This is a genomic window from Streptomyces spiroverticillatus (assembly GCA_014650415.1).
Classification (GTDB): Bacteria; Actinomycetota; Actinomycetes; order Streptomycetales; family Streptomycetaceae; genus Streptomyces; species Streptomyces spiroverticillatus.
On sequence record BMUX01000010.1, the window covers coordinates 83,916 to 107,131 of the forward strand.

Below are 23,216 nucleotides of genomic sequence, written 5' to 3' on the forward strand. Positions count from 1 at the left end.
CGGAACCCCCCATGCGGTTGCTGGTCGTCAACGTCAACACCACCGAGTCCATGACGCGGAGCATCGGAGCACAGGCGGCGGCCGCGGCCGCGCCGGGCACCGAGATCGTGCCGCTCACGCCCGCTTTCGGGGCGGAGTCGGTGGAGGGCAACTACGAGAGTCACCTGGCGGCGATCGCGGTCATGGAGACGGTACGTTCCTACGCCGGCCCGTACGACGCGGTGATCCAGGCCGGCTACGGCGAACACGGCCGCGAGGGCCTCCAGGAGCTGCTGGACGTACCGGTCGTCGACATCACCGAGGCGGCCGCCTCGACCGCCCAGTTCCTCGGCCGGAGCTACTCGGTCGTCACCACACTGGACCGCGCCGTGCCCCTCATCGAGGACCGGCTGGCCCTGGCCGGGCTGTCGGCGCGGTGCGCGTCGGTACGGGCGAGCGGGATGGCGGTACTGGACCTGGAACGCGACCCCGAGGCCGCCGTCGAGGCCATCGTCGCGGAGGCGGTCGCGGCGGTGGAGGTGGACCGGGCGGAGGTCATCTGCCTGGGCTGCGGCGGGATGGCCGGTCTCACGGAGCGGGTCGTGGCACGGACGGGGGTGCCGGTGGTGGACGGCGTCGCGGCGGCGGTCACGATCGCGGAATCCCTGGTCCGCCTGGGCCTGCGCACGTCGAAGGTCCGCACATTCGCCCACCCCAGGCCGAAGCGGATGCTGGCCTGGCCCCCGGTGGGCGCCCCTTCAGGGGCGCGGGGAACTGCGCGAGCAACCACGACGCTCCCGCACGCAACCGTGCAATCGCCCCCGCGGGTTTAGGTGAAGGGGCGGGGCTGGGGAGCCTTTCGGCCCGGCGGGCCGCCGGGGAAGTGTCGGGCGTACCGGGCACGGATCACGCCGCAGGACAGCCGAATCGTACGGGACACCAAACGGCCGCCCCCCCCATAATTGGCTTGACCCGGCCACCTGTTGCCGCTGCACTGGCCCCGGCGCCACACCGGTGGCGCACCCGCACCGCAGCACCCCAGTGCCCACGCGTCCCGCGCCCCAGGAGACAGCACCCCTCATGCAGATCCGCGCCACCACCGACCAGGACTACGACGTCTTCGTCCGCACGCTCCACACCGAGTTCGGCCTCTTCCCCGAGGATCCGGCCGAGGACGGCGGCAACGTCTGGTGGGCGGCGCTGGAGATGGACCGTGGTCTCCTCGCCGTCACGGACGACGGGCGGCCCGTCGGCACGGCCGCCGCCTACACCTTCGAGCTGACCCTGCCCGGCGAGGCCGTCGTCCCGACCTCCGGGGTGACCGCCGTCGGCGTCGTGCCCTGGCACCGGCGGCGCGGCACCCTCACCGCGATGATGCGTCGCCAGCTCGCCGACGTGCGGGAACGCGGCGAGTATCTGTCCGTGCTGCTGGCGTCCGAAGCGCTCATCTACCGCAGGTTCGGGTACGGGCCTGCCACGTTCACCCAGCGCATCAAGGCGGAGCGGCAGCCGACGCCGCTCGCCCCGCCCCGGGCACCGGGCGCGGCGGACACGGGCTCCGTCGAGGTGCTGCGCCGCGCCGAGTGCGCCGGGATCCTCGAAGAGGTCTACGACCGCTACCGGCGCACCCAGCCCGGCGCGCTGTCGCGCCCGCACCGCTGGTGGGAACGGCGTGCGGGGCAGCCCCCGGTCTCGGAGGCGAAGCGGTACGTCGCCGTCCACCGCGACGCCGACGGCGTGCCCGACGGGTACGCCAGTTACGCGATCGACTCCTGGATCATGTCGGTCGACGAGGTCATCACCGCCGGAGCCGCCGCCGACACGGCGTTCACGGCACTGGTCCGGCTCGTGCTGGAGCACGACCTGGTCAAGGAGGTCGTGTTCCAGCACGTCGCCCCGGACAGTCCGCTGCGTCACCAGCTCACGAACCTCCGGGCGGCGGCCGTGGACCGCGACGCCGACTGGCTCTGGGTGCGGCTGCTGGACGTTCCCGGTGCGCTGACCGCGCGCGGCTGGTTCACGGACGGCGAGCTCGTCCTCGACGTCGACGACCCCTTCCTCGGCGAGCGCTCCCGCTGGCTGCTGACGGTCCACGACGGCAAGGCCACGTGCGTACCGACCGAGAGGGAGCCCGAACTCTCCCTGGACATCAGCGACTTGGGCTCCCTCTACCTCGGCGGCACCCTGCCGAGCACTTTCGTGCGGGCCGGGCACGTCCGCGCCCACGGCCCGGACGTGCCCGCCCGGGCCGATGCCCTGTTCCGGGGAGAGCGCGCCCCGCACTGCCTGCACTGGTTCTGACGGTGCGGGCCGGGCGGGTCAGCGGCCGTCGAGCAGTTTCCCCAGCGCCGCCGCCAACCCCTCGTACTCCACCGGGGAGTTGTAGATCTGGCCGCTGACCCGCAGCCCGCCCCCGCCCGGCCACGGCCACACCAGCACCCGGTACCCCAGCCGAGCCGCGATCTCCTCGCGGAGGGCGACGGACTCCGCCGACGTCCTCGCGAGGGACGGCGGCAGGCGCAGGGCCCGCATCGGGAGCCGGTCGTCGTACGGCAGGGGCGTCAGGCCCGGGATGCGGGCCAGCAGCTCCGCCCCGTACGCGGCCAGCGCACTGTTGTGGCGACGTACGGCGGAAGCACCCAGCCGGGAGAGCAGGCCGAGCCCCTCCGGCGCGGCCAGCCAGCCCGTGTAGTCGACCGTCGCCCGGTACTCCACCGAGCGCGGGAAGCCCCGCTCGTCCTCCCAGGAGGGGACGGGCGCGGGCACCCGCTCGCGGAAGCGCGGGGCCACCGTCAGCAGGGCACTGCCCGCAGGCGCGTACCCCCACTTGTGAAGGTTGCCGAACCAGAAGTCGGGCTCCCCGGCCAGCGGATCGGCCAGTGCCCCCGGTGCGTGCGCCCCGTCGACGACCGTGACGATCCCGCGTTCCCGCAGGTCGGCGAGGAGGGAGGGGGTGGCGATGAGGCGTGCGGTGGGGGAGCTGATGTGGTCGAGGAGGGCGATGCGGGTACGGGGGGTGACCCCGGCCAGGACGGCCTTCCGTACCGCCTCCTCATCCGGAAGCAGCGGGTCCAGGGCGACGGTCACCACCCGGGCCCGGCGGGCGGCGGCCGCGACGACCGTTCCGTACCCGTGGTCGGTGACCAGGACCTCGTCGTCCGGCCGCAGGTCTATGGCGTCCAGCGCCAGGTTGGCCGCCTCCGTGGCGTTGGCGACGAGCGCCGAGCCGTCCGGGTCGGCTCCCAGGTGCTGGGCGATACGGGTCCGGGCCCGGGCGATCCGGTCCGGTGCGCCCAGGAAGAAGGCGTCCGGGTCGGCGGCGGACTCGTCCCGCAAGCGCTGCTGGGCCTCCTCGACCGGGATCGGCACCGCTCCGAAGGACCCGTGGTTGAGGTGTGCCACGGAGGTGCCGAGCCGGAACAGCTCGGCACCTCCCGGGAATATGGCGGGCGAGGTCATCGGACGACCTCGACACTCACCGTGCGGCCGGGGGCGACCCGGGTGCGGACGCTGCTGTACGTCACGCCGTCGACGACTTCGGTACGGGCGGGCTTGACCATGCCGTCGACCTTAAGCGTGCGGTGCTTGCCGGGGAAGCGGGCCTCCCAGGTGTAGGCCCTGGTGCCGGTGGTGTGGGTGAGGGTGGAGCGGCGCGCGGTGTCGTGGCGCAGGGCGAAGGCGGAATCGCCGATGCTCAGGTCCTCGATCTTCAGCCAGCCCATCCCGGAGGGGAGGCGGGACTGGGTGGTGAGGGTGCGGGCCGGGGCGTCCGGCCGTACGCCCATCAGCCCCTCCACCGTCTGCCCGACGAGGGTGAAGGAGACCTCGGGGTAGTCGCCATTTGTGCCCTGGCGGGTGTTGACGTGCTGGATGTCCTTCTGGGCGTAGACGTGGCGCATCCACTTCCAGGCGGTGTCGGGGCGGTTGTTGGTGAAGAAGGTGTCGGGGAGGTAGCTGAGGGCCTCGATGTTGGTGGGGCGGTCGGGGCCTTCGGCCTGGGCGTCGACGAAGTCGAGGTACGCCTCGCGGCGGGCGCCCGGCGCGACGATCTGCTTCATCGGCATGAACCAGCTGTTCTCCTTGCCCCACCCGGTCAGCGCACGCCCGTCGGTGGTGTACCCGCGCACCATGTCGGCCCCCGAACCCTCCCCGCTCCAGCTGGAGTTGAAGTACGCCTTCAGATCACGGGCCCGCCGGTCGAAGGCGGCGGCGACCTTGCCGTCCCCCTTCGCGCGTGCCAGCGCGGCCATCGCCCGGTACGCCTGGTACTGCGACCCGATGGCGTCGCCGGACTCGGCCAGCGGCTCGTCACTCTGCTCGTTGTAACTGGCGACGCCCTGGAAGATGCCCTTTCCGGTGCCCTCGGCGACCTTGGCACGCGGGCCGTTGTCCTTCTGCTCGTCGTGCAGGGTGACGAACTCCTCGGTGGCGTGCCGGTAGAAGTCCCACAGGGCCGGGTCGTCCAGGTACGACCGGTCGCCGCTCCAGCGGTACGCCTCCTCCGCCTTCTGGACGAGTTCGAAGACGGCGGGGACCTCGCGGACGAAGAGGTCGGGGTTGCGGTAGTCGATGGACAGCGGCGTGCGGTTGTCGAAGTTGAGCGCCCAGACGGGGTAGTAGCGGTGTTCCGGCGTGGCCGTGGCGGCGAAGGCGCGCAGCATCGCCTTGTTCTCGGCGTGCAGCCCGAGCACGCCGGCGCCCGCGAGCTGGTGGGCCATGTCGCGGGAGTAGTAGCCGCTGCGGTTGGCGTAACCCGCCCAGTACGAGGGGCCGTAGACGCCGGTGCCGGTGCCGCCGGTCTGGCGCTCGTCGGCGTTGAGCGGGCCTTCCGTACCCGGCAGGTGCACCCAGCTGTTGGCCTTCTTCGTCGCCCACGCGAACATCTCGGCGACCTGGGGGTCGGAGGACGTGACCTTGGGTCTGGCGGGGGCGGCGGGCGAAACCATCACGTCGTCGACATTCACCCAGCCCTGGCCCGACTCGAAGGCGATCTCCAGCTTGTCGCCGGGGGAGAGGCTGATGCTGCCGAGCGTGTGGCGACGGTAGTTGGCGGCGGCGGGGAGGGTCTGGGTGGCGGCGGTCGTGCCGTTGACGCGGAGGGTGTACGTCGCGCCGGCGCCGCCGGTGGCGATCCACGCGGTGACGACGTACGCGCCGCCGCGGCCGGTGGCGGTGACCGTCTGGGAGACCTTGTGGCCCCTGCCCGCGTCGAGGTAGGCGAGCTGCTTTCCGCTGTGGGGGTTGTTGGTGGCGGTGCCGGTGCCGGAGGTGAACTGCCAAGCTGCGCCGCCGAGTTCGAAGCCGGGGTCCTGGATGGTGAGGGGCTGCACCCGGGCCGTTTCGTCGGCTGCGGCGGGAGCTCCGCCGAGGGGGGCGAGGGGAGCGAGCGAGGCGAGCAGGGTGAGTGCGGCCAGCAGGGTCGTGCGGGAACGCGTCATGAGGGTGTCTCCCGGGGTTGGGTGGGATGGGGACCCGTGCCCCTTTAGGGGCGCGGGGAACTGCGCGCTCAGCCACGACGCTCCTGCACGGGAACCGGTCCCATTGCCCCGCGGGTTTAGGTGAAGGGGCGGGGCTGGGGACTTCTTGGCCCGGCGGGCCGGGGGCTGAACTTGCTCGGTGCTGGGAGGCGCCCCGAGTGCCCGGCGGGATGCGCATCCGGTGTGCAAGGTGCGGGCGGGGGCCGGTGCCGGGGCGGGCCCGGATCGGGCGGGCCGTCCCCTTGCCCGCCCGTTCCGCCCCCGGGGGGCGGCCCCGCCGCCCAAGGGGACGGGGGTGGTGGAAGGGGACGCCCCGCCCCCAAGGAGGCGGGGGTGGCTGCGCCGCCCAAGGGGACGGGGCGGTGGGGAGCGCCGCACCCCGAGCACCGCCCCCCCCGTGCCCCCTCGCAGCCGCACGCTAGCAACCCCTCCCGCCCCATTGCAATGAATCACGCAGCAATTGAACGCTGGTCAAGCTGAAAGTTTTCAGCGGTGCATTGCAAGTCACCGGTGGGCACTTGTAGTGTCCCGCTCCGTCACCACACGACGGCAACCCGTCACACCACGCACCACCGCCCCCAGCGGGCGAACAAGAACAAGATCAAGAACCCGGGGAGGGCCACCATGGCCGACGGCCACACGCACAACAGCACCGCACACCAAGCCCACTTGAGCCGAAGAAGCGCCCTGCGCCTGGGCGGCGGAATCGCGGCCGCCGGCCTCGGCACCCTCGGCCTGACCGCCTGCTCCGGCGACGGCGCCGGCACCGGCGGCCTCGGCGGCGGAAGCGGATCCGGCGCCAAGGGCGACCCCAAGAAGGGCGAGATAACCGTCTGGTCCTGGCAGGGCCCCGCCGCCGAACTCAAGTCCCTCGTACCGGAGTTCAACAAGACGAACCCCGGCATCAAGGTCACCGTCCAGGACATCGGCAACCCCGCCATCTGGGACAAGATCACCGCCGGAATGGCCGCCGGCGGCCAAGGATTGGCCGACGTCCTCCACATCGGCGTCGACTACCTCCCCGGCTACGTCGAACGCTTCCCCGGCGGCCTCGCCGACCTCGCCCCCCTCGGCGCGACCGCCCACAAGGACTCCTTCGCCCAGGGCCTCTGGGGCACCGTCAGCCCCGACAACAAGAGGGTCAACGCCCTCCCCTGGGAAGCCAATTCAGCGGGCTTCTACTACCGCGCCGACATCTTCGAAAAGGCCGGGGTCGACCCCGACGCCCTCCAGACCTGGGACGACACCATCGAGGCCGGAAAGAAGATCAAGGCCAAGACCGGCGTCCACCTCCTCGGCATCGACAAGCCCGCCTCCCAGCCCGACGCCGCCAACCTCTTCCAGACCCTCCTCCAGCTCCAGGGCGTCTTCTACTTCGACCTCGAAGGCCGCATCACCCTGGACTCGCCCGAGGCCGTCCGCGCGCTCACCCTCATCAGGACCATGAACGACGCGGGCCTGGTCAGCGACCTCGCCGGCGGCTGGAACGCCCTGATGAGCAGCCTGAAGAAGGGGACGAACGCCGTCGTCCCGTACCCCACCTGGTTCGGCGGCATCATCGAGGAGCAGGTCCCCGCAGAGTCCGGCAAGTGGCGCGTCCGGCTGCCCCCGGCCGTGCGCCCCGGCGGCCCCACCGCCGCCACCGTCAACTCCACCCACCTCGCCGTCGCCGGAAGCAGCAGGCACCAGGCCGCCGCCTGGGCGTTCATCGAGTTCGCCCTCACCCGGCCCGCATCGCAGGTGAAGATCTACCGCGGCAAGGGCATCGCCCCGGCCCTGATGAAGGCGTACGAGGACAACGTCTTCCACGAGCCCTCCAAGTACTTCGGCGGCCAGCGCAAGGGCGAGATCTTCCTCGCCGCCCTCAAGGCCAAGTCCCCCGCCGTCAACTACACCTCCGACTATGCCCGCGCCCTCAAGCTCGTCACCGACGCCCAGTCCAAGGTGCTCCTCAAGGGCGCCGAACCCGCCGAGGTCCTCGCCGAGGCCGCCGCCGAACTCGCCCGCCAGACCGGCCGGAAGGCCGCCAAGTGACCACCCTCGCCCCACCGGTGCGGGAGACGAGGACGCGCCCCGCCCCGGCCCGCCGCAAGCGGTCCGGCCGGGCCGCCCCGTACCTCTTCGTCCTGCCCGCGCTCCTCCTCTTCGCGGCCTTCAAGCTGTACCCCATCGGCTGGTCCTTCGTGATGAGCCTGCACCGCACCGTCGCCGGGGTGGACACCTTCGTCGGCGCGGACAACTACGCCCGCCTCCTCGACGACCCCCTCTTCTGGACCGCCCTGCGCAACACCGGCGTCATCCTCGCCGTCCAGGTCCCCCTGATGCTCGCCCTCGCCACCGGACTGGCCGTAGCCCTCAACTCAACACTCCTGAACGGCCGTTCGGTCTTCAGGCTCGGCTTCTTCCTGCCGATGGTGACCGGGCTCGTCGCGTACGGCATCGCCTTCTCCGTCCTCCTCAACAAGGAGTACGGCCTCGTCAACTGGCTCCTCGGCGGCCTCGGCCTCGACCCCGTGCCCTGGCTCACCGACGGCCTCTGGGCGCAGATCTCCCTCGGCCTCGCCCTGACCTGGCACTACACCGGCTACAACGCCGTCATCCTGCTGGCCCGGCTGCAAACCGTCCCGGCCGAGCTGTACGACGCCGCGGCCGTCGACGGTGCCGGGGCCCTGGCCGCCTTCCGGCACGTCACCCTGCCCGGACTGCGCCCGGCACTGCTCCTGACCACCGTGCTCTCCACCATCGGCACCCTCCAGCTCTTCGACGAGCCTTTCGTCCTCACCGGCGGCGGCCCCGACAACGCCACCCTCACCATCGGCGTCTACCTCTACCGCAACGCCTTCTCCTACTTCGACTTCGGCTATGCCTCCGCCCTCGCGTACGCCCTGACCGTGCTGATCGGGCTCCTGGGCCTGCTCCAGTTCCGCCTCCTGGGAGACAAGTCGTGACCAGCCGTCAGCGAGGCCGCAGCATCCTGCTGACCTCCGGCCTCGCCATCGCCCTCGCCGTCGTCGCGATCCCCCTGTACTGGGTGCTGGTCGCCGCCACCCACACCTCCCAGGAGATCTTCGACAGCCCGCCGCCCCTGCTCCCCGGCGGCGACCTCCTCACCAACCTCAACACCCTCCAACAGGAAGCCCACTTCGGACGGGTCATCCTCAACTCCCTCGGAATCGCAAGCGTTTACACCCTCCTCGCCGGAGCCGTCTGCACCCTCGCCGGATACGGCTTCGCCACCTACCGCTTCCGGGGGCGCGAGGTCCTGTTCGGGGCGCTCATGCTCGGGCTGATCGTCCCGGCGCAGATCACCCTCGTACCCCTGTTCCGCACGATGGCCGAGCTGCACTGGCTCAACACGTACCAGGCCGTCGTCCTCCCCAACCTCGCGCTGCCCTTCGGCATCTTCCTCATGCGCCAGTCCATGGCCGGACTGCCCAAGGAGCTTCTCGACTCCGGGCGGATGGACGGCTGCGGCGAACTCCGCCTCTTCCTGCGCGTCGCGCTCCCGCCGATGCGCCCCGCGCTCGCCGCCCTCGCGATCTTCCTCTTCCTCTACCAGTGGAACGACTTCGTCTGGCCGCTGATCGTCCTGCGCCAGGACACCTCGTTCACCATCCCGGTGGCGCTCGCCTCCCTCCAGGGGCTGGACGAGACCGACTACGGCGCCATCCTCGCCGGAACCGCGATCGCCGCCGTCCCCATGGCCGTGGTGTTCCTCGCCCTCCAGCGCCACTTCGTCTCCGGCCTCCTCGCAGGGGCCGTCAAGGAATGAACATGCTTCCCGAAGCCGCCGTCACCACCGCCCACGAAACCCCCGCCCCCCTCGTCCCGCTCCTCGACACCGTGTCGATCGCCGTCCTCGCTCCCGACCCGCACTGGTCCCTCACCCAACTCCCGAGCGGAACGCGCCTGTTGGAGGTCCGCTCACCCGGCGAACCCGTCGAGATCCGCCTCTCCGTCCCCCTCGGCGACGCCACCGGCTACTGGCACCCCCAGGCCGCCTGGCGGCGCACCCTCGTCGCCGACTGGGAGGGCCGCTCCCGCGTCAGCCTCGTCAACGGGCCCGCCGCCGGCTGCCTGTACGAGCACTCCGGCGCCACCCTCCTCACCTTCGCCGTCGCCGACCCCACCTCGGAGGCCACCGTCCGCTTCGGCGTCTCCGAGGAGAACGACACCCACGTCGTCCACCTCCGCCTGCCAGCCTCCCCCGACCCGCATCGCCTCCTCCTCGTCCCCCGCGCCCCTTCCGTCGCCGCCGCCCTGCGCCCCCTGCGCGACTGGTTCGCCGCCACCCACCCGCCGATGCCGGTCCCCGAGGCGGCCCGCGAACCCGTCTACTCCACCTGGTACGCCTTCAACCAGGACGTCACCGACACCGCCGTCGAGACCCAGGCCGCCCTCGCCGCCGACCTCGGCTGCGGGGCGCTCATCCTCGACGACGGCTGGCAGCGGTACGGCAACGGACGCGGCTACGCGGGCTGCGGCGACTGGCAGCCGGACCCCGCCAAGTTCCCCGACCTCGCAGCCCACGTGACGAAGGTGCGCGCGCACGGCCTCGCCTACCTCGCCTGGGTCGCGCCCCTGCTCCTGGGCCCCGAGGCCGACTGCTTCGACACCTGGTCCGCCGCCGCCCCCTCCCCGGCGAGCGTGCCGGGCGCGTACGTCCTCGACCCCCGGCTGCCCGAGGTGCGGCGGCACGTCATCGACACGTGCGTCCGCCTCGTACGCGACCACCACCTCGACGGCCTGAAGATCGACTTCCTGGACCAGGCCCTCGTGTACGCCACCGACGGCAAGGGGCCCGTCGGGCCCGCCATGGGCGAGCTGCTCAGCGGACTGCGCCGCGAGCTGGAGGAGGTCCGCCCGGACGTGCTGATCGAGCTGCGCCAGCCGTACGCCGGGCCGGGCATGACCCCGTACGGGAACATGCTCCGCTCCTTCGACTGTCCCGCCGACGCCGTCGCCAACCGGGTCCGCACCCTGGACACCTCGCTCCTCGCGGTCGGCGCGGTCGTCCACTCCGACATGGTGATGTGGTCGCACGGCGCGAGCCCGGCGGCCGTCGCCCGCCAGCTCATCGGCGCGCTGCACTGCGTACCGCAGATCTCGGTACTGCTGGACGAGATTCCGCCCGCACAGGTGGAGGTCGTGCGTTTCTGGCTCGCCCGGTGGCGCGAGCACCGGGCGCTGCTGCTCGACGGGGAGGTCGAGCCCGGTCGGCCCGACGAGCTGTACCCGGTGGTGGCGGCGGCCCGGGGCGACGAGTGCCTGGTGAGCGTGCACGGCGACCGCCTGGTCCCCCTCGACTTCACCGCGTACCGCACCTTCCACCTGGTCAACGGCTCGGACCGGGACCGGCTCGCGGTCGAGGTCGTCGGCGGCGGGGGTCCGGTGCGGGCGCGGGTGCAGGGACCGGACGGTCGTATGATGAATGATCCTCATGAGCACCTGCCGGAGGGGCCGAGCCTGCTGGCCGTCCCGCGCGGTGGTCTGGTGACGCTCACCCACTCCTGCAGGGGTACGGGCTCTACGGAAGGACCGTGATGAAGGTCGGGATCACCGACGTCGCAGCCCACGCACGGGTCAGCGAGGCCACCGTCAGCCGGGTCATCAACCGGCGGCAGGGGGTGTCCCGCAAGACGCGCGAAGCCGTCGAGCAGGCGATGGCGCAGCTCGGCTACGAACGGCCGACGCAGGGCCAACTCGTCGCCGTCATCACGGAGTTCGTCTCGAACCCCTTCTTCGCGGACGTCGCGGAACGCATCGAGTCGGCGCTCGCACCGCAGGGTCTGAAGACCGTGCTGTGCCCCGTCTTCCCGGGCGGCGTGCAGGAGCTGGACTTCCTTACCGCGCTCGTCGACAAGGGGGTCGCGGCGGTGGTGTTCCTGTCGGCGTCCAACACGGTGGAGGGCGCCGACACCGAGAGCTACGAACTGCTGCGCCAGCGCCGGGTGCCGTACGTGGGGCTCAACGGGGAGTTCGCGGACGGGATTCCGGTGCCGGTCTTCTCCACCGACGACGCACTCGCCGCCGAACTGGCCGTCGACCACCTGTACCGGCTGGGCCACCGCCGCATCGGCATGGCGTCGGGCCCCTCCGGAAACCGCCCTGCCGACCGCCGGGTGCGCGGCTTCGTCGAGGCGCTGGCCCGACGGGGCGCGGACGACGGCTCGACGTGGGTGGTCCGGCAGTCGTACACCGTCGAGGGCGGACAGGCGGCGGCCGCGTCGCTGGTCGCGCAGGGGGCGACGGCGATCGTCGCGGCCAGCGACTACATGGCGCTGGGCGCGATCCGGGGTGTGCGCCGCCAGGGCCTGTCCGTACCCGACGACATCTCGGTCGTCGGCTACGACGGAACATCCATCACCGAGTTCACCGACCCGGCCCTGACCACGGTCCGCCAGCCCGCGGACCGGCTGGCCCTGGAGGTCAGCCGGAGCGTGCTCGCACTGGTGAGCAACCGCGAGGTGCCGACGGGGGAACTCCTCTTCGACCCGGAGCTGGTGATCCGGGCGTCGACGGGGGCGGTGCGGGGCTGAGGGTCCGGGGGATGGTGCCCGGAGGGCATCCATCCAGGGGCGCGGGGAACTGCGCGACCAGCCACGACGGACCCGCACGGGACCGAGACCACGAACCGACCCGCACACCCCCCCCCACTCAGCCCCGCGGGTTTAGGTGAAGGGGCGGGGCTGGGGCAGGCGCCGCAGGCAACCGGGGTGCCGGGCACGGGCACGCAGCAGGGTCCCACCGCAGCCACCGCACCGCTCGGCAGCGCCCCCCCCCGCAGGCAACGGGGGTGCCGGGCACGCAATAGGGCCCCGCCACAGCCACAGCGGCCCCCAGTCACCACACCCGAACCCGACAGGCCCACGCAGCCCCGCCCCTCCACCGGCGGAGCCCGCACACCCGAGCCCCCTCCCGGGAACCCATTGTGCAGCTGGACCAACCAACACCCCTCCCTTGGTCGTCCCGTACAAACCGCAGGTCAGAGCCCTCGCCTACCGTGTTCCTCATGAGCAATGCCCTGCCGCCCCTGAGGAGCCGAAGGTGAACGCGGACCCGACGAACGACCTGACCCCGACCCCCGGCGGCGCCCAACTCGCCCACATGCTGGCCGATTTGGAGGAGCTGGTCGTCTGCGAGTCCTTCTCGGCCGACCTCGAAGCCGTCGCCCGCAGCGCGGACGTCGTCGCCGCGCAGGGCGCCCGGTACCTCGGCGCCGAGCCCGAGCGGATCGTCGTCGACGGTGTGACGCACCTGAAGTGGACCTTCGGCACCCCGCGCGTGCTGCTGCTCGGCCACCACGACACCGTCTGGCCGATGGGCTCGCTGAAGACCCACCCCTGGTCCGTCACCGACGGCATCCTGCGCGGCCCCGGCGTCTTCGACATGAAGGCCGGCCTGGTCATGACCTTCCACGCGCTGGCCTCGCTGCCCTCCCTCGACGGGGTGTGCGTGCTGATCACCGGTGACGAGGAGGTCGGCTCGGACGCCTCGCGGGAGCTGATCGAGGAGGTCGCGCGCGAGTGCGCGGCCACCTTCGTACTGGAGGCGTCGGCGGACGGCGGAGCGCTGAAGACCGGCCGCAAGGGCACCTCCCAGTACGACCTGGTGGCGCACGGAAAGGCCGCCCACTCCGGGCTCGAACCCGAGAAGGGCGTCAACGCGGCCGTCGAGGCGGCCCATCTGATCCTCGCGCTGGACGCCGTCGCCGCCGCGATCAACGCGGGGGAGTCCGCGGACTGGCGCACCACCGTGACGCCCACGGTCGTCACCGCCGGCACGACCACCAACACCGTCCCCGCGACGGCGACCGTCACCCTGGACGTACGCGTCCCCACGCTCGCCGCACAGGAGAAGACGGACACCGCCCTGCGCGCCCTGAGGGCGACCCTGCCCGGCGCCGAGGTCGAGGTGCGCGGTGGCCCCAACCGGCCCCCGCTGGAGGAGACCTCCTCCGATGAACTCTTCGCCACAGCGCGGGAGTTGGCCCGCGAACTCGGCCTCGGTGAGCTGGCCTCCACCGCCGTCGGTGGCGCCTCCGACGGCAACTTCACCGCCGGGGTCGGCTGCCCCACCCTGGACGGGCTCGGCGCGGTCGGCGGCGGTGCGCACGCCGACCACGAGCACGTCGTCGCCGCCGAACTCGTACCCCGTACCCGCCTGTTGGCGGCCCTCGTCCAGCACGTTCAGAACACGCAGGTGCCCCGATGAACTCCCCCCTCACCCTCCGCGAACTGCACGAGATAGACGACCTCGAAGCCGTCGCCGCCCTCTTCGAGGAGATCTGGGGCTCACCCCCCGGCGGCTCCCCGGTCAACCCCGAGCTGATGCGCGCCTTCTCCCACTCCGGGAACTACGTCGCGGGCGCCTACGAGGACGGCCGCCTGGTCGGCGCGTCCGTCGGCTTCTTCGCCGCCCCCGCCGGCGACGTACTCCACTCGCACGTCACCGGCGCCCTGCCCGGCCGCGCCGCGGGCCTCGCACTCAAGCTGCACCAGCGGGACTGGGCACTGGCCCGCGGCCTGACCCGCATCACCTGGACGTACGACCCGCTCATCCGCCGCAACGCCTACTTCAACCTGACCAAGCTGGGCGCGCGCCCGGTCGAGTACCTCCCCCGCTTCTACGGGGAGATGGCCGACGCCATCAACGACGGCGACGAGTCCGACCGCGCCCTGATCTCCTGGGACCTCACCGCCTACCCGGCCCCGGAGGCGACCGCACCCGCCGACGCGGTGACCGCGCTCGCGGTCCGCGACGGCCGCCCCGTCGTGGGCCCGGACCTGACCGCGCGCACCCTCCTGATCGAGGTCCCCGCCGACATCGAAGGCCTGCGCCGCACCGACCCGGGGGCCGCCAAGGAGTGGCGGCTCGCCCTGCGCGAGGTCCTCGGCACCCTGCTCGCCGAGGGCGCCCGCGTCACGGGCCTCCACAACCGCACGAGCTACGTCGTCGAACGCGCCACCCCTCTCCCGTAACGACCGCAACGCCCGTAGCGCACGTAACCCCCGAACCTCTCGCAAACGGAGCCAACTCCCTTGAAGATCACCGGAATCGAACTCCGCCGCATCGCCATGCCGCTGCGCGCCCCCTTCCGCACCTCCTTCGGCGTGGAGACGGACCGCGACGTCCTGCTCGTGCGCGTCGTCACCCCGGAGGGCGAGGGCTGGGGCGAATGCGTCGCGATGTCGGAACCCCGCTACTGCTCCGAGTACGTCGACGGCGCGCAGGACGTGCTGCGCCGCTTCCTCATCCCCGAACTCCCCGAACTCAGCGAAAGCGCCGACGCGTTCGCGGTCAAGCGTGCGCTGAAGCCCTTCAAGGGCCACAAGATGGCGAAGGCGGCCCTGGAGACGGCCGTCCTGGACGCTCAACTCCGCTCCACCAACCAGTCGTTCGGCACCTACCTGGGCGCGGACCGCGACCGCGTACCCTGCGGTGTGTCCGTCGGCATCATGGACTCGATCCCCGAACTCCTCGACGCAGTGGAGGGGTTCATCGCCGAGGGCTACGTCCGCATCAAGCTGAAGATCGAGCCGGGCTGGGACGTGGCCCCGGTGCGCGCCGTCCGCGAGCGCTTCGGCGACGATCTCCTCCTCCAGGTCGACGCCAACGCCGCCTACACCCTCGCCGACGCCCGCCACCTCGCCAAGCTCGACGCCTTCGACCTGCTCCTCATCGAGCAGCCGCTCGCCGACGACGACCTGGTCCAGCACGCGGCCCTCGCCCGCCAACTCGCCACCCCCGTCTGCCTGGACGAGTCCATCGAGTCCGCCGAGGACGCGGCGGCCGCGATCACCCTGGGCGCCGCCTCCATCATCAACATCAAGCCCGGCCGGGTCGGCGGCTACCTGGAGGCCAAGGCCATCCACGACCTGTGCGTCGCGCACGGCGTCCCCGTCTGGTGCGGCGGCATGCTGGAGACCGGCCTCGGCCGCGCCGCCAACGTCGCCCTCGCCGCCCTCCCCGGCTTCACCCTCCCCGGCGACACCTCCGGCTCCAGCCGCTACTTCGCCACCGACATCACCGCCCCCTTCGAACTCGCCGACGGCCACCTCGACGTCCCGACCGGCCCGGGCCTGGGCGTCGCCCCGGTCACCGACATCCTGGACGAGGTGACCACCTCCACCGAGTGGATCAAGCTCTAGCCGCACCGGGGCCCGCGCACGCCCGTCGTGCCGGGCCCCGTTCGCGTCACCCGCCCCCGTTTGGGTCCCCCGACCCCGGGCACCCGATCCATGCAGCCCAGGCCCCCGGTAGCTCCCTCATCCCTCCCGAGCAGAGGAGCACCGGGTGTCCATCCGTACGGAATCCATGCCGCGCGCCGCCCAGGGGCCCGCCCCCTACGACGGCGACCAGCCCTTCCCCCGCGCCGCGCGCGAAGCACCCACCGGTACCGAGCGGCTCTACCTGGCCGTGACCGCCCTCATCGTCGCGTTCCCCTTCCTCGCACTCGTCCTGGGCGCGTGGGTGCTGTGGGGGAGCCTCATCTCGCTGACCGACGTCCTGATCGCCGTGTTCTTCTACGCGGTGACCGTCCTCGGCGTCACGGCCGGCTTCCACCGGCTGCTCACGCACCGCAGCTACACCGCCAACCGCCCCCTGACCCTGGTGCTGGCGGTGGCCGGGTCGATGACCTTCCAGGGGGACGTCATCGGGTGGGTGGCCGTGCACCGCAGGCACCACGCCTTCACCGACCGGCCCGGCGACCCGCACTCGCCCTTCCGCTACGGGACCACCCTGCGCGGCCAGTTGCGGGGGCTCGCGCACGCCCACGTGGGGTGGCTGTTCCTCGGGGAGGAGACCGCCCCCGAGAAGTACGCCCCCGACCTGCTGGCCGACCCGGGGATGCGCAGGGTGGCCAAGGCCTTTCCGTACCTCTGCGCGCTGAGTCTGGTGCTGCCGTTCGCCGCCGGGTACGTCATCGGGGGCGGCCTCTACGCCGGTCTGACCGCGCTCCTGTGGGCCGGACTCGTACGCGTCGCCCTGCTCCAGCACGTCACCTGGAGCGTCAACTCCCTCTGCCACATGATCGGTGAGCGCCCCTTCCGCACCCGCCGCCACGACCGGGCCACCAACCTGTGGCCGCTGGCCGTCCTCTCCTTCGGGGAGAGCTGGCACAACCTCCACCACGCCGACCCGACCTGCGCGCGGCACGGCGTCGACCGGGGGCAGCTCGACCTCACCGCCGAGGCCATCCGCTGCTTCGAGAAGTTCGGATGGGCGACGGACGTGCGCTGGCCCGTGACTGAGCGGCTCGCGAGCCGCCGCCGGTGAGGGGGACATGGGCGATGCCCGTCCCGGCCGAAGCGGAACGGGCATCGCCTGTGCACCGGGCCCCGGAGGAGGGGAGGGCCCGGAGTCCCCTGGCCGACGGGATCTCAGCCGAGCGGGCGCCGGTAGTAGGTGCCCAACTGCTCGCGGTAGTGCGGGTCGTCGAGGTGCTTCTCCTTGTCGAACGTCGGGGAGTCCTTGATTTCCGCCTTGGTGCGGTCGACGTAGACCTTCTTCTCCTGGACGTCGACGCGGACGACGGTGCCCGCGGGCAGCAGGACCTCCTTGCCGAAGATCATCGGCCCCGTGTCGACGACGAGGTAGGCCGCCCCGGCGTCCTCCGAGTGCTTGTCCACCTTGCCGATGCTGCCGTCGGTCGCCTCGACCTTGAACCCGGTCAGTTTCGTTCCGGGCCGATAGGCCGCTGCCTGCCGGTATCCCCACATGTCTTCCTGCACGATGCATCCCTTCGTCGGTGGTGCCGTGGGAGGTGGTGCCGTGGAAGTGCTGGCGCGAGCGCGGAGGGGCCACCGTCGTGCGAGCGGGTCGCGCATGGCCGTACCTCCGGTTTCGCAGTGCGTTCTGCGTTCCGCGGGGTCCCGGCGAAGCGAGGGGCGAGGGGCCGGTCCGGGGGTTCCGGACGGCACGTCCTGCGCCGTGCCGCTCAGTCAACGCCCGGCCGTACGGTCTGTCAACCTTTGGGCACGGTGCGTGAATTGGCCGTGCGGGCCGTCAACCGGACAATCTCCCGGCCCGGTTGCCCCGCACGGAGAGCAGGCCGGACGTCCGGGCTGGACGCCGGGTCTATGCTGGGGTGCAGAGCCCCGGCCCCCGGCTTCGCCCGGCCCCCAGCCCTTGGTTCGGGCCCTGCTCTCCTTCCCGTACGCCACAGGCCGGTCCCGCCGGGGTTGCCGCCCATCTGGTGTCGTCGACGGATCAGGTCCGTTGGACGCGCGTCGCGACCGCGCCGCGCGCACGGTTTCACCGATCCGGCAGGGCCCGCGTGCCCGTGCTCCGCACTTCCTCGTGGGGCGGCGTCGACGGGTCCGGGAGGCGAGGTCTCATGTCCACCGCGACACGTCTGAGCTGCGAGCGCTATCGGCAGGGGTGGGACGACTGGATCGTCCTGTACGGGGAACTCGACCTGGACGGCGTCCCGTTGCTGGCCCGCGCCATGGACGACGCCCCCGGGCGGCACGGCTGCGTGCACGTCCAGCTCCAGTCGGTCTCCTTCTGCGACGTCTCCGGGCTGAACGCGCTGCTCGCCGCGGCGGCCCGGGCCAGGGCCGCCGGCCGCGCCTTCCGCGCCCACCGGCCGCCCCCGGTGCTGGTGCGCCTGTGCGACATCGTCGGCTGTACGTCCGTACTCCTGGGGGATCCGGCCCCGCGGGCCGCGGTCGCGCCCGCCGCGCGAAGGCGGCATCTGCCGCGGCGCGGGCGTCGGGCGGTTCGGGCGCTCGCCGCGCTGGTGACCGTGCGGTCGCAGCAGGGTGCAGGGTGAGGCCGGGGAGCCGGGCGCCATCCGTACGCGTACACCGGGCACAGGCCCCCATCAGAGAGGGATCGCATGATCAGCAACCGGATGGGGGAGGTCCTGGCCCGCCTGGACCTCCACGAGGACCGTCCCACCGACGTCCTGGGCGCCCACTGCACCGAAGCCCTGGGCGTCGATCACCTCGTCGTCTCGCTCGCGCTGGACGAGGAGTTCGGGGCGTCGGGCCGCGGGATGACCTTCAGCGGGGCTGACTTCATGGCAGCCCGGGAGCGCTCCGCCCCCACGCCGCGCACGGCGGCCGGCGAGCAGCTCTGGTCCACCAGCAGGACCGGCTCCGCCGTCGACGACCTCCAGTTCACCCTCGGGGAGGGCCCCGAGCACGACACCCTCCGCACCTGCCGCGCCGTCCTGGAGAACGACCTCGACGCCGTCGACCCGGACCGCTGGCCCACCCTGCTGCCCGCCCTCGCCGAACTGCCCGTGCGCGCGCTGTTCTGCCTCCCGCTGTGCCTGGGCGGGATCACGCCCGGTGTGCTGACCGTGCTTCGGGAGACGCCCGGGCCCATGAGCGGGCAGCAGATGGAGGACGCGCTCGCCCTCGCGGAGGCCATCACCTTCCACCTCCTCACCGGCGGCGCCGACCCGCTGGACGCGTGGATCGGCCCCCAGTGCAGCGGCGAACTGCACCGGGCCGTCGTCCACCAGGCGGCGGGCATGGTCAGCGTGCAGCTCGACCTGCCCCTGGACGACGCGCTCGCCCGGATACGGGCCCACGCCTACCGGTGCGGGGAGCCCGTCACCCGTACCGCCGACGACATCGTGAACCGGCGCATCCGGCTCTCCCACGACCCACCGGCCCGGGACCTCCTCCTCGGCCCGCCCCCCGACGACGACCCGTCCGGCACCGCGCCGCCTGCCGGTGGCCCGCCCGCCGACGACCCGCCCCAGACACCGAGGGAATGATCCGCATGACCCGCGAACAACAACTGTCAGCCGTCTTCGTGGAAGTGGCGGACTCCCTGATCGACGACTTCGACCTGGTCGAATTCCTCCAGCAGGTCTGCGCCCACTGCGTGGACCTCCTCGACGTGAGCGCGGCGGGCATCCTCCTCGTCGGCCACGACCAGGCCCTCAAGACCGTCGCCGCCTCCGACGAGAACACCCACCTGCTGGAACTGTTCGTCCTGGAGGTCAACGAAGGCCCCTGCCTGGAGTGCTTCCGCACCAGCGAGCCCCGCATCAACATCGACCTCTGCGATCCCAGGGCCACCACCGCGTGGCCCGCCTTCGCCGCGAACGCCCGCAAGAGCGGCTTCCGCACCAGCCACGTGGTGCCGCTGCGGCGGCGGGAACGGGCCATCGGCGCGCTCAGCTTCTTCCACACGGGCACCCAGCCCCTCACCCCGGCCGACGCCTCGCTCGCCCAGGCCCTCGCCGACATCGCCACCATCGCCCTGCTCCAGCAGCGCGACCTCGACGACGAACAGACCGAAAAGGCCCAACTGCAAAGGGCGTTGATCAGCCGCATCGTCATCGAACAGGCCAAGGGCATCCTCGCCGAACGCTGGCAGACCACCCCCGAAGCCGCCTTCCAGGCCCTCCGGGCACACGCCCGCAACCGGCAGCTGCGGCTCACGGAGTGCAGCCGTCAGATCATCGACCAGACCTTCGACACCAACCTCATTCCGCCGCCCAGCACATGACGAGATGTCAGCCCTTCCCGAACTCCACGTCCGCCGCCTCCGCCACCACTTCGACCTCGTCCCCCAGCGCCCACTCCGCCACCCGCGACACCATCGCCGCCGGGACGAGCCCGCTGATGCCCTCCGCCGCCGGAATGTCGTACGTCGCGTGGGCGTCGTGCGGCATCACCACCCGGAAACCCTGCTCCAGCGCGGCGCGCGCGGTCGCGCCCACGCACATCTCGGACTGCACGCCGCAGATCGCCAGCCCTTCCGCCCCCGCCTCCCGCAGCCGCTCGGCGAGCGGATTCTCCTCGAACCCGTCGTCGACGGTCTTGTGCAGCACCAACTCGCCTTCCTCGTACGGGAAATGGAGCTGCCACCCGGGGGTGCCGGTCTCGTCGTCCGCCCCGGGCGGCCCGTCGTTCTGAAGGTGCACGACGAGCACTCCCGCGTCCCGCGCCGCCTTCAGCAGGGCGGCGGTACGGTCCAGCACGCGCGGGGCGTCGGGCACGGCGCCCGTACCGGTGACGAAGGCGGACTGCATGTCGACGACGATCAGGGCCTGGACGGGGGAAGTGTTCATACACCCCATCCTGCCGGACGGCCCGGCCCCCGCTTCAGCGTACGTCTCCCCGTACGTCTCCCCGTGCGTCTCCGAGCCGCTCGGCGACCGCCGCCACCCCCGCCTCCCGCAGCTGCCGCGCCAGCAACTCGGCCTCGGGGAGGGTGCATACGTATGTCTTGTGCCGGATCGCCTCCAGTACCGGCCGTACGGAGGCCAGGTCGAGCCCGAGCGAGGCGCGCAGGACGCGCATGGCGGCGGGGCTCCTGGTGTCCGGGGGCAGGGAGACGGTTGCCGCGCCGTCCGCAGCGAGCAGCAACTCGCGCACGCCGGGGGGTACTTCACCGCCGCACGAACTCATCGCTTCGCCGCAGGCGGCGCACGCGAACTCCGCGTCCCAGCGAAGCCGCCCGTCCCCTTCCAGCAGGACCTGCGCCCCGCTCCACTCTCCTTGCGCGCCGCACCCCGGACACACCTCGGCGTACCGCGCTCCGGCCACGACCATCCCACCCATACCCCGCACCCTACGACCCTCCCGGACCCCCGTCCCTCTCTCCCTCGGGCGGCGGGTCCGAGCTCCCCTTCCCCTTCCCCAGCCCCCTTGGGCGGCGGGGCCGCCCGCCTCCTCCCTCTTCCCTCGTCCCCTTGGGCGGCGGGGCCGCCCCCCGGGGGCGGGACGGGCGGGCAAGGGGGCGGCCCCTCTCGCTCCGGGCCCGCCCCGGTACCGGCCCCTGCCCGCACCCCCGATACCGGGTGCGCGCGGCCCCGGGGCCCTCGGTGCGCCTCCCGGTGCCGGGTGCGTGAAGCTCCGGCCCGCTGGGCCAGGGGGTCCCCAGCCCCGCCCCTTCACCTAAACCCGCGGGGCAATTGCACGGTTCCGTGCGGGTGCGTCGTGGCTGGGCGCGCAGTTCCCCGCGCCCCTGAGGGGGGCACGGCAAGAGCGCGCCCGCGCGGCGGCATCCGCACATCGGCACAGTCCCGCGCCCCTGAAGGGGCGCGGCAAGAGCGCGCCCGCGCGGCGGCAGCCGCACATCGGCACAGCCTCGCGCCCCTGACGGGGCGCGCCCGCGCGGCGGGGCCGTGAGAGGAGGCCGTGGTTCCGGAGGTCATTCCTCCGGGGAGTCGAGGAAGGGCAGCGCCACCGCCGGCAGCGCGGGCGAACCCAGCACGTCATAGTGGCTGCACCCCGGCAGCACCGCCAGCCGCGCCGTCGACCGCAGCCCCGAGCCGTCCCAGCCCGGATCCCGCAGCCCCCCGCCCAGCAGCGCGTAGAAGTCCACGACGTGCGAGGGGCGGATCGCGTCCGCGTCCGCGTAGACCAGCAGTGCGGGCGGCGTGAGGCCGGGGATCTCGGAGGTCCAGTCGAAGGGCTCCTGCTGCGCCTCGGCGATCTTGCCGATGAGGACCGGCCAGTCCTCCGGCCGCGGCGCGTTCTTCGCGTACGAGGCATAGGCGGGGGACTGCTTCATCGGCTCGGCCAGCTCCGGTCCCATCGCGTCCATCGTCGCGACGACCTCGGGGAACCACCCGTCCCGCCGGTACGGGACGGACACCACGACCAGGCGGCGCACCAGGGAAGGGTGCTGGAGGGCGGTGCGCAGGGCGACCTTTCCGCCCAGGGAGTAGCCCAGGATGTCGGCCTGTTCGACACCCAGCCGACCGATCAGTGCCGCGATGTCGTCCGCCATCAGCTCGGCACGCAGGGGGCGGTCGATGTCGGCGGTGCGGCCGTGGCCCTGGAGGTCCACCAGGATCACCCGGCGGTCCTTGCCGAGTTCGGGCAGCAGGGGCAGGAACATCTCGCCCGAGCCGAGGCCGCCGTGCAGCAGCACGAGGGGGACGCCCGGGGAGGCGGCACCGTGCTCCTCGTAGTACAGGGACAGGCCGTTGACTTCGGCGTGGCTCATGCGGGGGCCCTTCTCGCGGCGCGGATGCTGTGCAGGGTAGACCTCGCGCGGGCCAAGAAGTCATCGGTGACGGCGAATCCGGTTGCGGGGGCCGCCGGGCCCTGACCTACCCTTCGCCCCATGACCGTACGCACGAGCGACGCCCGCCCCACGGACCACCACGTCCCCCACCCCGTCGAGCTCGTCATCTTCGACTGCGACGGCGTCCTCGTCGACAGCGAGCGGCTGTGCGTCCGGGTCGACGCCCGTATCACCGCCGAGCTCGGCTGCCCCTTCACCGAGGCCGAGATTGTCGACACTTTCGTCGGTTCCTCGTACGAGGTTTACACCGCCGCCGTCGAGCAGCGGCTCGGCCGCTCCCTCGCCCCCGACTGGCTGGACGCGTACGAGCATCTCTACCTGGAGGCCTTCGAGGCCGAACTCACGGCCGTCGACGGCATCGCCGACACCCTCGCCCGCCTCGGCCCCACTCCCTTCTGCGTCGCCTCCAACGGCCGCCACCAGGACATCCGCCGCAGCCTGCACCTCACCTCCCTCACCCCGCACTTCGACGACTCCCGCATCTTCAGCGCCACCGACGTCGCCCTCGGCAAACCCGCCCCCGACCTCTTCCTGTACGCGGCCCGCTCCCTGGGCGTACCGCCGGAACGGTGTGCGGTGATCGAGGACAGCCGGTACGGCGTGCAGGCCGCCCGCGCGGCCGGAATGCGGTCGTACGGGTACCACGGGGGACTCACGAAGCCGGAGCGGCTGGAGGGGCCGGGGACCGTTCTCTTCGACGACATGCGCACCCTGCCCGACCTCCTCGGACTCGTGCCGCAGCAGCAGGGCTGA

Annotated in this window: 21 protein-coding genes; 15 read left to right on the forward strand and 6 right to left on the reverse strand. The window is 72.4% G+C overall.

Going from position 1 to position 23,216, the window contains the following annotated elements:
- Positions 1-11: 11 nt before the first annotated feature.
- Positions 12-812 carry an aspartate/glutamate racemase family protein gene (locus tag IE269_RS25475; RefSeq protein ID WP_229898209.1) on the forward strand — a complete coding sequence of 267 codons (801 nt, stop codon included), beginning with the start codon at positions 12-14 and terminating at the stop codon, positions 810-812.
- Positions 813-1,059: 247 nt separating this feature from the next.
- A complete protein-coding gene (locus IE269_RS25480) occupies positions 1,060-2,280 on the forward strand; it encodes a GNAT family N-acetyltransferase (RefSeq protein WP_189825482.1) in 1,221 nt (406 codons plus the stop codon).
- 18 nt (positions 2,281-2,298) lie between these two features.
- On the opposite strand, the gene IE269_RS25485 is transcribed toward IE269_RS25480, so the two are convergent.
- Together IE269_RS25485 and IE269_RS25490 are read right to left on the reverse strand one after the other, a co-directional pair.
- Positions 2,299-3,438 (reverse strand): aminotransferase class V-fold PLP-dependent enzyme, encoded by a 1,140-nt coding sequence (locus IE269_RS25485; RefSeq protein ID WP_189825483.1) that lies wholly within the window; start codon positions 3,436-3,438, stop codon positions 2,299-2,301.
- A complete protein-coding gene (locus IE269_RS25490) occupies positions 3,435-5,417 on the reverse strand; it encodes a carbohydrate-binding protein (RefSeq protein WP_189825484.1) in 1,983 nt (660 codons plus the stop codon). The genes IE269_RS25485 and IE269_RS25490 overlap by 4 nt, the downstream gene beginning before the upstream one ends.
- Before the next feature lie 708 nt (positions 5,418-6,125).
- Here IE269_RS25490 and IE269_RS25495 point away from each other — a divergent pair.
- The 9 genes from IE269_RS25495 to IE269_RS25535 all read left to right on the forward strand — a co-directional run bounded on the left by IE269_RS25495 (position 6,126) and on the right by IE269_RS25535 (position 16,736).
- The gene (locus tag IE269_RS25495) at positions 6,126-7,490 is read left to right on the forward strand and encodes an ABC transporter substrate-binding protein (protein ID WP_229898210.1); all 1,365 of its coding nucleotides are present in this window, start codon (positions 6,126-6,128) and stop codon (positions 7,488-7,490) included.
- On the forward strand, positions 7,487-8,404 hold the full coding sequence (locus IE269_RS25500; protein WP_229898211.1) for a carbohydrate ABC transporter permease: 918 nt from the start codon (positions 7,487-7,489) through the stop codon (positions 8,402-8,404). Before IE269_RS25495 ends, IE269_RS25500 begins: the two co-directional genes overlap by 4 nt.
- A complete protein-coding gene (locus IE269_RS25505) occupies positions 8,401-9,228 on the forward strand; it encodes a carbohydrate ABC transporter permease (protein ID WP_189825486.1) in 828 nt (275 codons plus the stop codon). The genes IE269_RS25500 and IE269_RS25505 overlap by 4 nt, the downstream gene beginning before the upstream one ends.
- Positions 9,229-9,230: 2 nt before the next feature.
- Positions 9,231-11,000, forward strand: a complete 1,770-nt coding sequence (locus IE269_RS25510) for a glycoside hydrolase family 36 protein (RefSeq protein ID WP_229898212.1) — start codon at positions 9,231-9,233, stop codon at positions 10,998-11,000.
- Complete coding sequence (locus IE269_RS25515; protein WP_189825488.1) at positions 11,000-11,995, forward strand: LacI family DNA-binding transcriptional regulator; 996 nt, start codon at positions 11,000-11,002, stop codon at positions 11,993-11,995. The genes IE269_RS25510 and IE269_RS25515 overlap by 1 nt, the downstream gene beginning before the upstream one ends.
- A 568-nt stretch (positions 11,996-12,563) precedes the next feature.
- Positions 12,564-13,670, forward strand: a complete 1,107-nt coding sequence (locus IE269_RS25520; protein ID WP_189825687.1) for a M20 family metallopeptidase — start codon at positions 12,564-12,566, stop codon at positions 13,668-13,670.
- Positions 13,667-14,437, forward strand: coding sequence for a GNAT family N-acetyltransferase (locus IE269_RS25525; RefSeq protein WP_189825489.1), 771 nt, complete (start codon positions 13,667-13,669; stop codon positions 14,435-14,437). The genes IE269_RS25520 and IE269_RS25525 overlap by 4 nt, the downstream gene beginning before the upstream one ends.
- 60 nt (positions 14,438-14,497) lie before the next feature.
- Positions 14,498-15,607 carry an o-succinylbenzoate synthase gene (menC, locus tag IE269_RS25530; RefSeq protein WP_189825490.1) on the forward strand — a complete coding sequence of 370 codons (1,110 nt, stop codon included), beginning with the start codon at positions 14,498-14,500 and terminating at the stop codon, positions 15,605-15,607.
- 166 nt (positions 15,608-15,773) lie between these two features.
- Positions 15,774-16,736 carry an acyl-CoA desaturase gene (locus IE269_RS25535; protein WP_189825688.1) on the forward strand — a complete coding sequence of 321 codons (963 nt, stop codon included), beginning with the start codon at positions 15,774-15,776 and terminating at the stop codon, positions 16,734-16,736.
- Positions 16,737-16,840: 104 nt separating this feature from the next.
- Here IE269_RS25535 and IE269_RS25540 read toward each other — a convergent pair whose 3' ends face one another.
- Positions 16,841-17,191 (reverse strand): PRC-barrel domain-containing protein, encoded by a 351-nt coding sequence (locus IE269_RS25540; RefSeq protein WP_189825491.1) that lies wholly within the window; start codon positions 17,189-17,191, stop codon positions 16,841-16,843.
- Between the two features lie 605 nt (positions 17,192-17,796).
- Here IE269_RS25540 and IE269_RS25545 point away from each other — a divergent pair.
- From IE269_RS25545 to IE269_RS25555, 3 genes are all read left to right on the forward strand, one after another.
- Positions 17,797-18,234 (forward strand): STAS domain-containing protein, encoded by a 438-nt coding sequence (locus tag IE269_RS25545; protein WP_189825492.1) that lies wholly within the window; start codon positions 17,797-17,799, stop codon positions 18,232-18,234.
- A 66-nt stretch (positions 18,235-18,300) separates the two neighbouring features.
- Entirely contained in the window at positions 18,301-19,191 is an 891-nt protein-coding gene (locus tag IE269_RS25550; RefSeq protein WP_189825493.1) for a GAF and ANTAR domain-containing protein, read from the forward strand.
- 5 nt (positions 19,192-19,196) lie between these two features.
- Positions 19,197-19,931, forward strand: coding sequence for a GAF and ANTAR domain-containing protein (locus IE269_RS25555; protein ID WP_229898214.1), 735 nt, complete (start codon positions 19,197-19,199; stop codon positions 19,929-19,931).
- A 7-nt stretch (positions 19,932-19,938) separates the two neighbouring features.
- Here the strand turns inward: IE269_RS25555 and IE269_RS25560 are convergent, their stop codons facing one another.
- The 3 genes from IE269_RS25560 to IE269_RS25570 all read right to left on the reverse strand — a co-directional run bounded on the left by IE269_RS25560 (position 19,939) and on the right by IE269_RS25570 (position 22,382).
- Positions 19,939-20,496, reverse strand: coding sequence for an isochorismatase family protein (locus IE269_RS25560; RefSeq protein ID WP_189825495.1), 558 nt, complete (start codon positions 20,494-20,496; stop codon positions 19,939-19,941).
- Between the two features lie 34 nt (positions 20,497-20,530).
- Entirely contained in the window at positions 20,531-20,989 is a 459-nt protein-coding gene (locus tag IE269_RS25565; RefSeq protein WP_189825496.1) for a hypothetical protein, read from the reverse strand.
- A 592-nt stretch (positions 20,990-21,581) separates the two neighbouring features.
- Entirely contained in the window at positions 21,582-22,382 is an 801-nt protein-coding gene (locus tag IE269_RS25570) for an alpha/beta fold hydrolase (protein WP_189825497.1), read from the reverse strand.
- A gap of 120 nt (positions 22,383-22,502) precedes the next feature.
- Between IE269_RS25570 and IE269_RS25575 the strand changes: the two genes are divergently transcribed.
- Positions 22,503-23,216: an HAD family hydrolase gene (locus IE269_RS25575; RefSeq protein WP_189825498.1), complete on the forward strand. Its 714-nt coding sequence runs from the start codon at positions 22,503-22,505 to the stop codon at positions 23,214-23,216.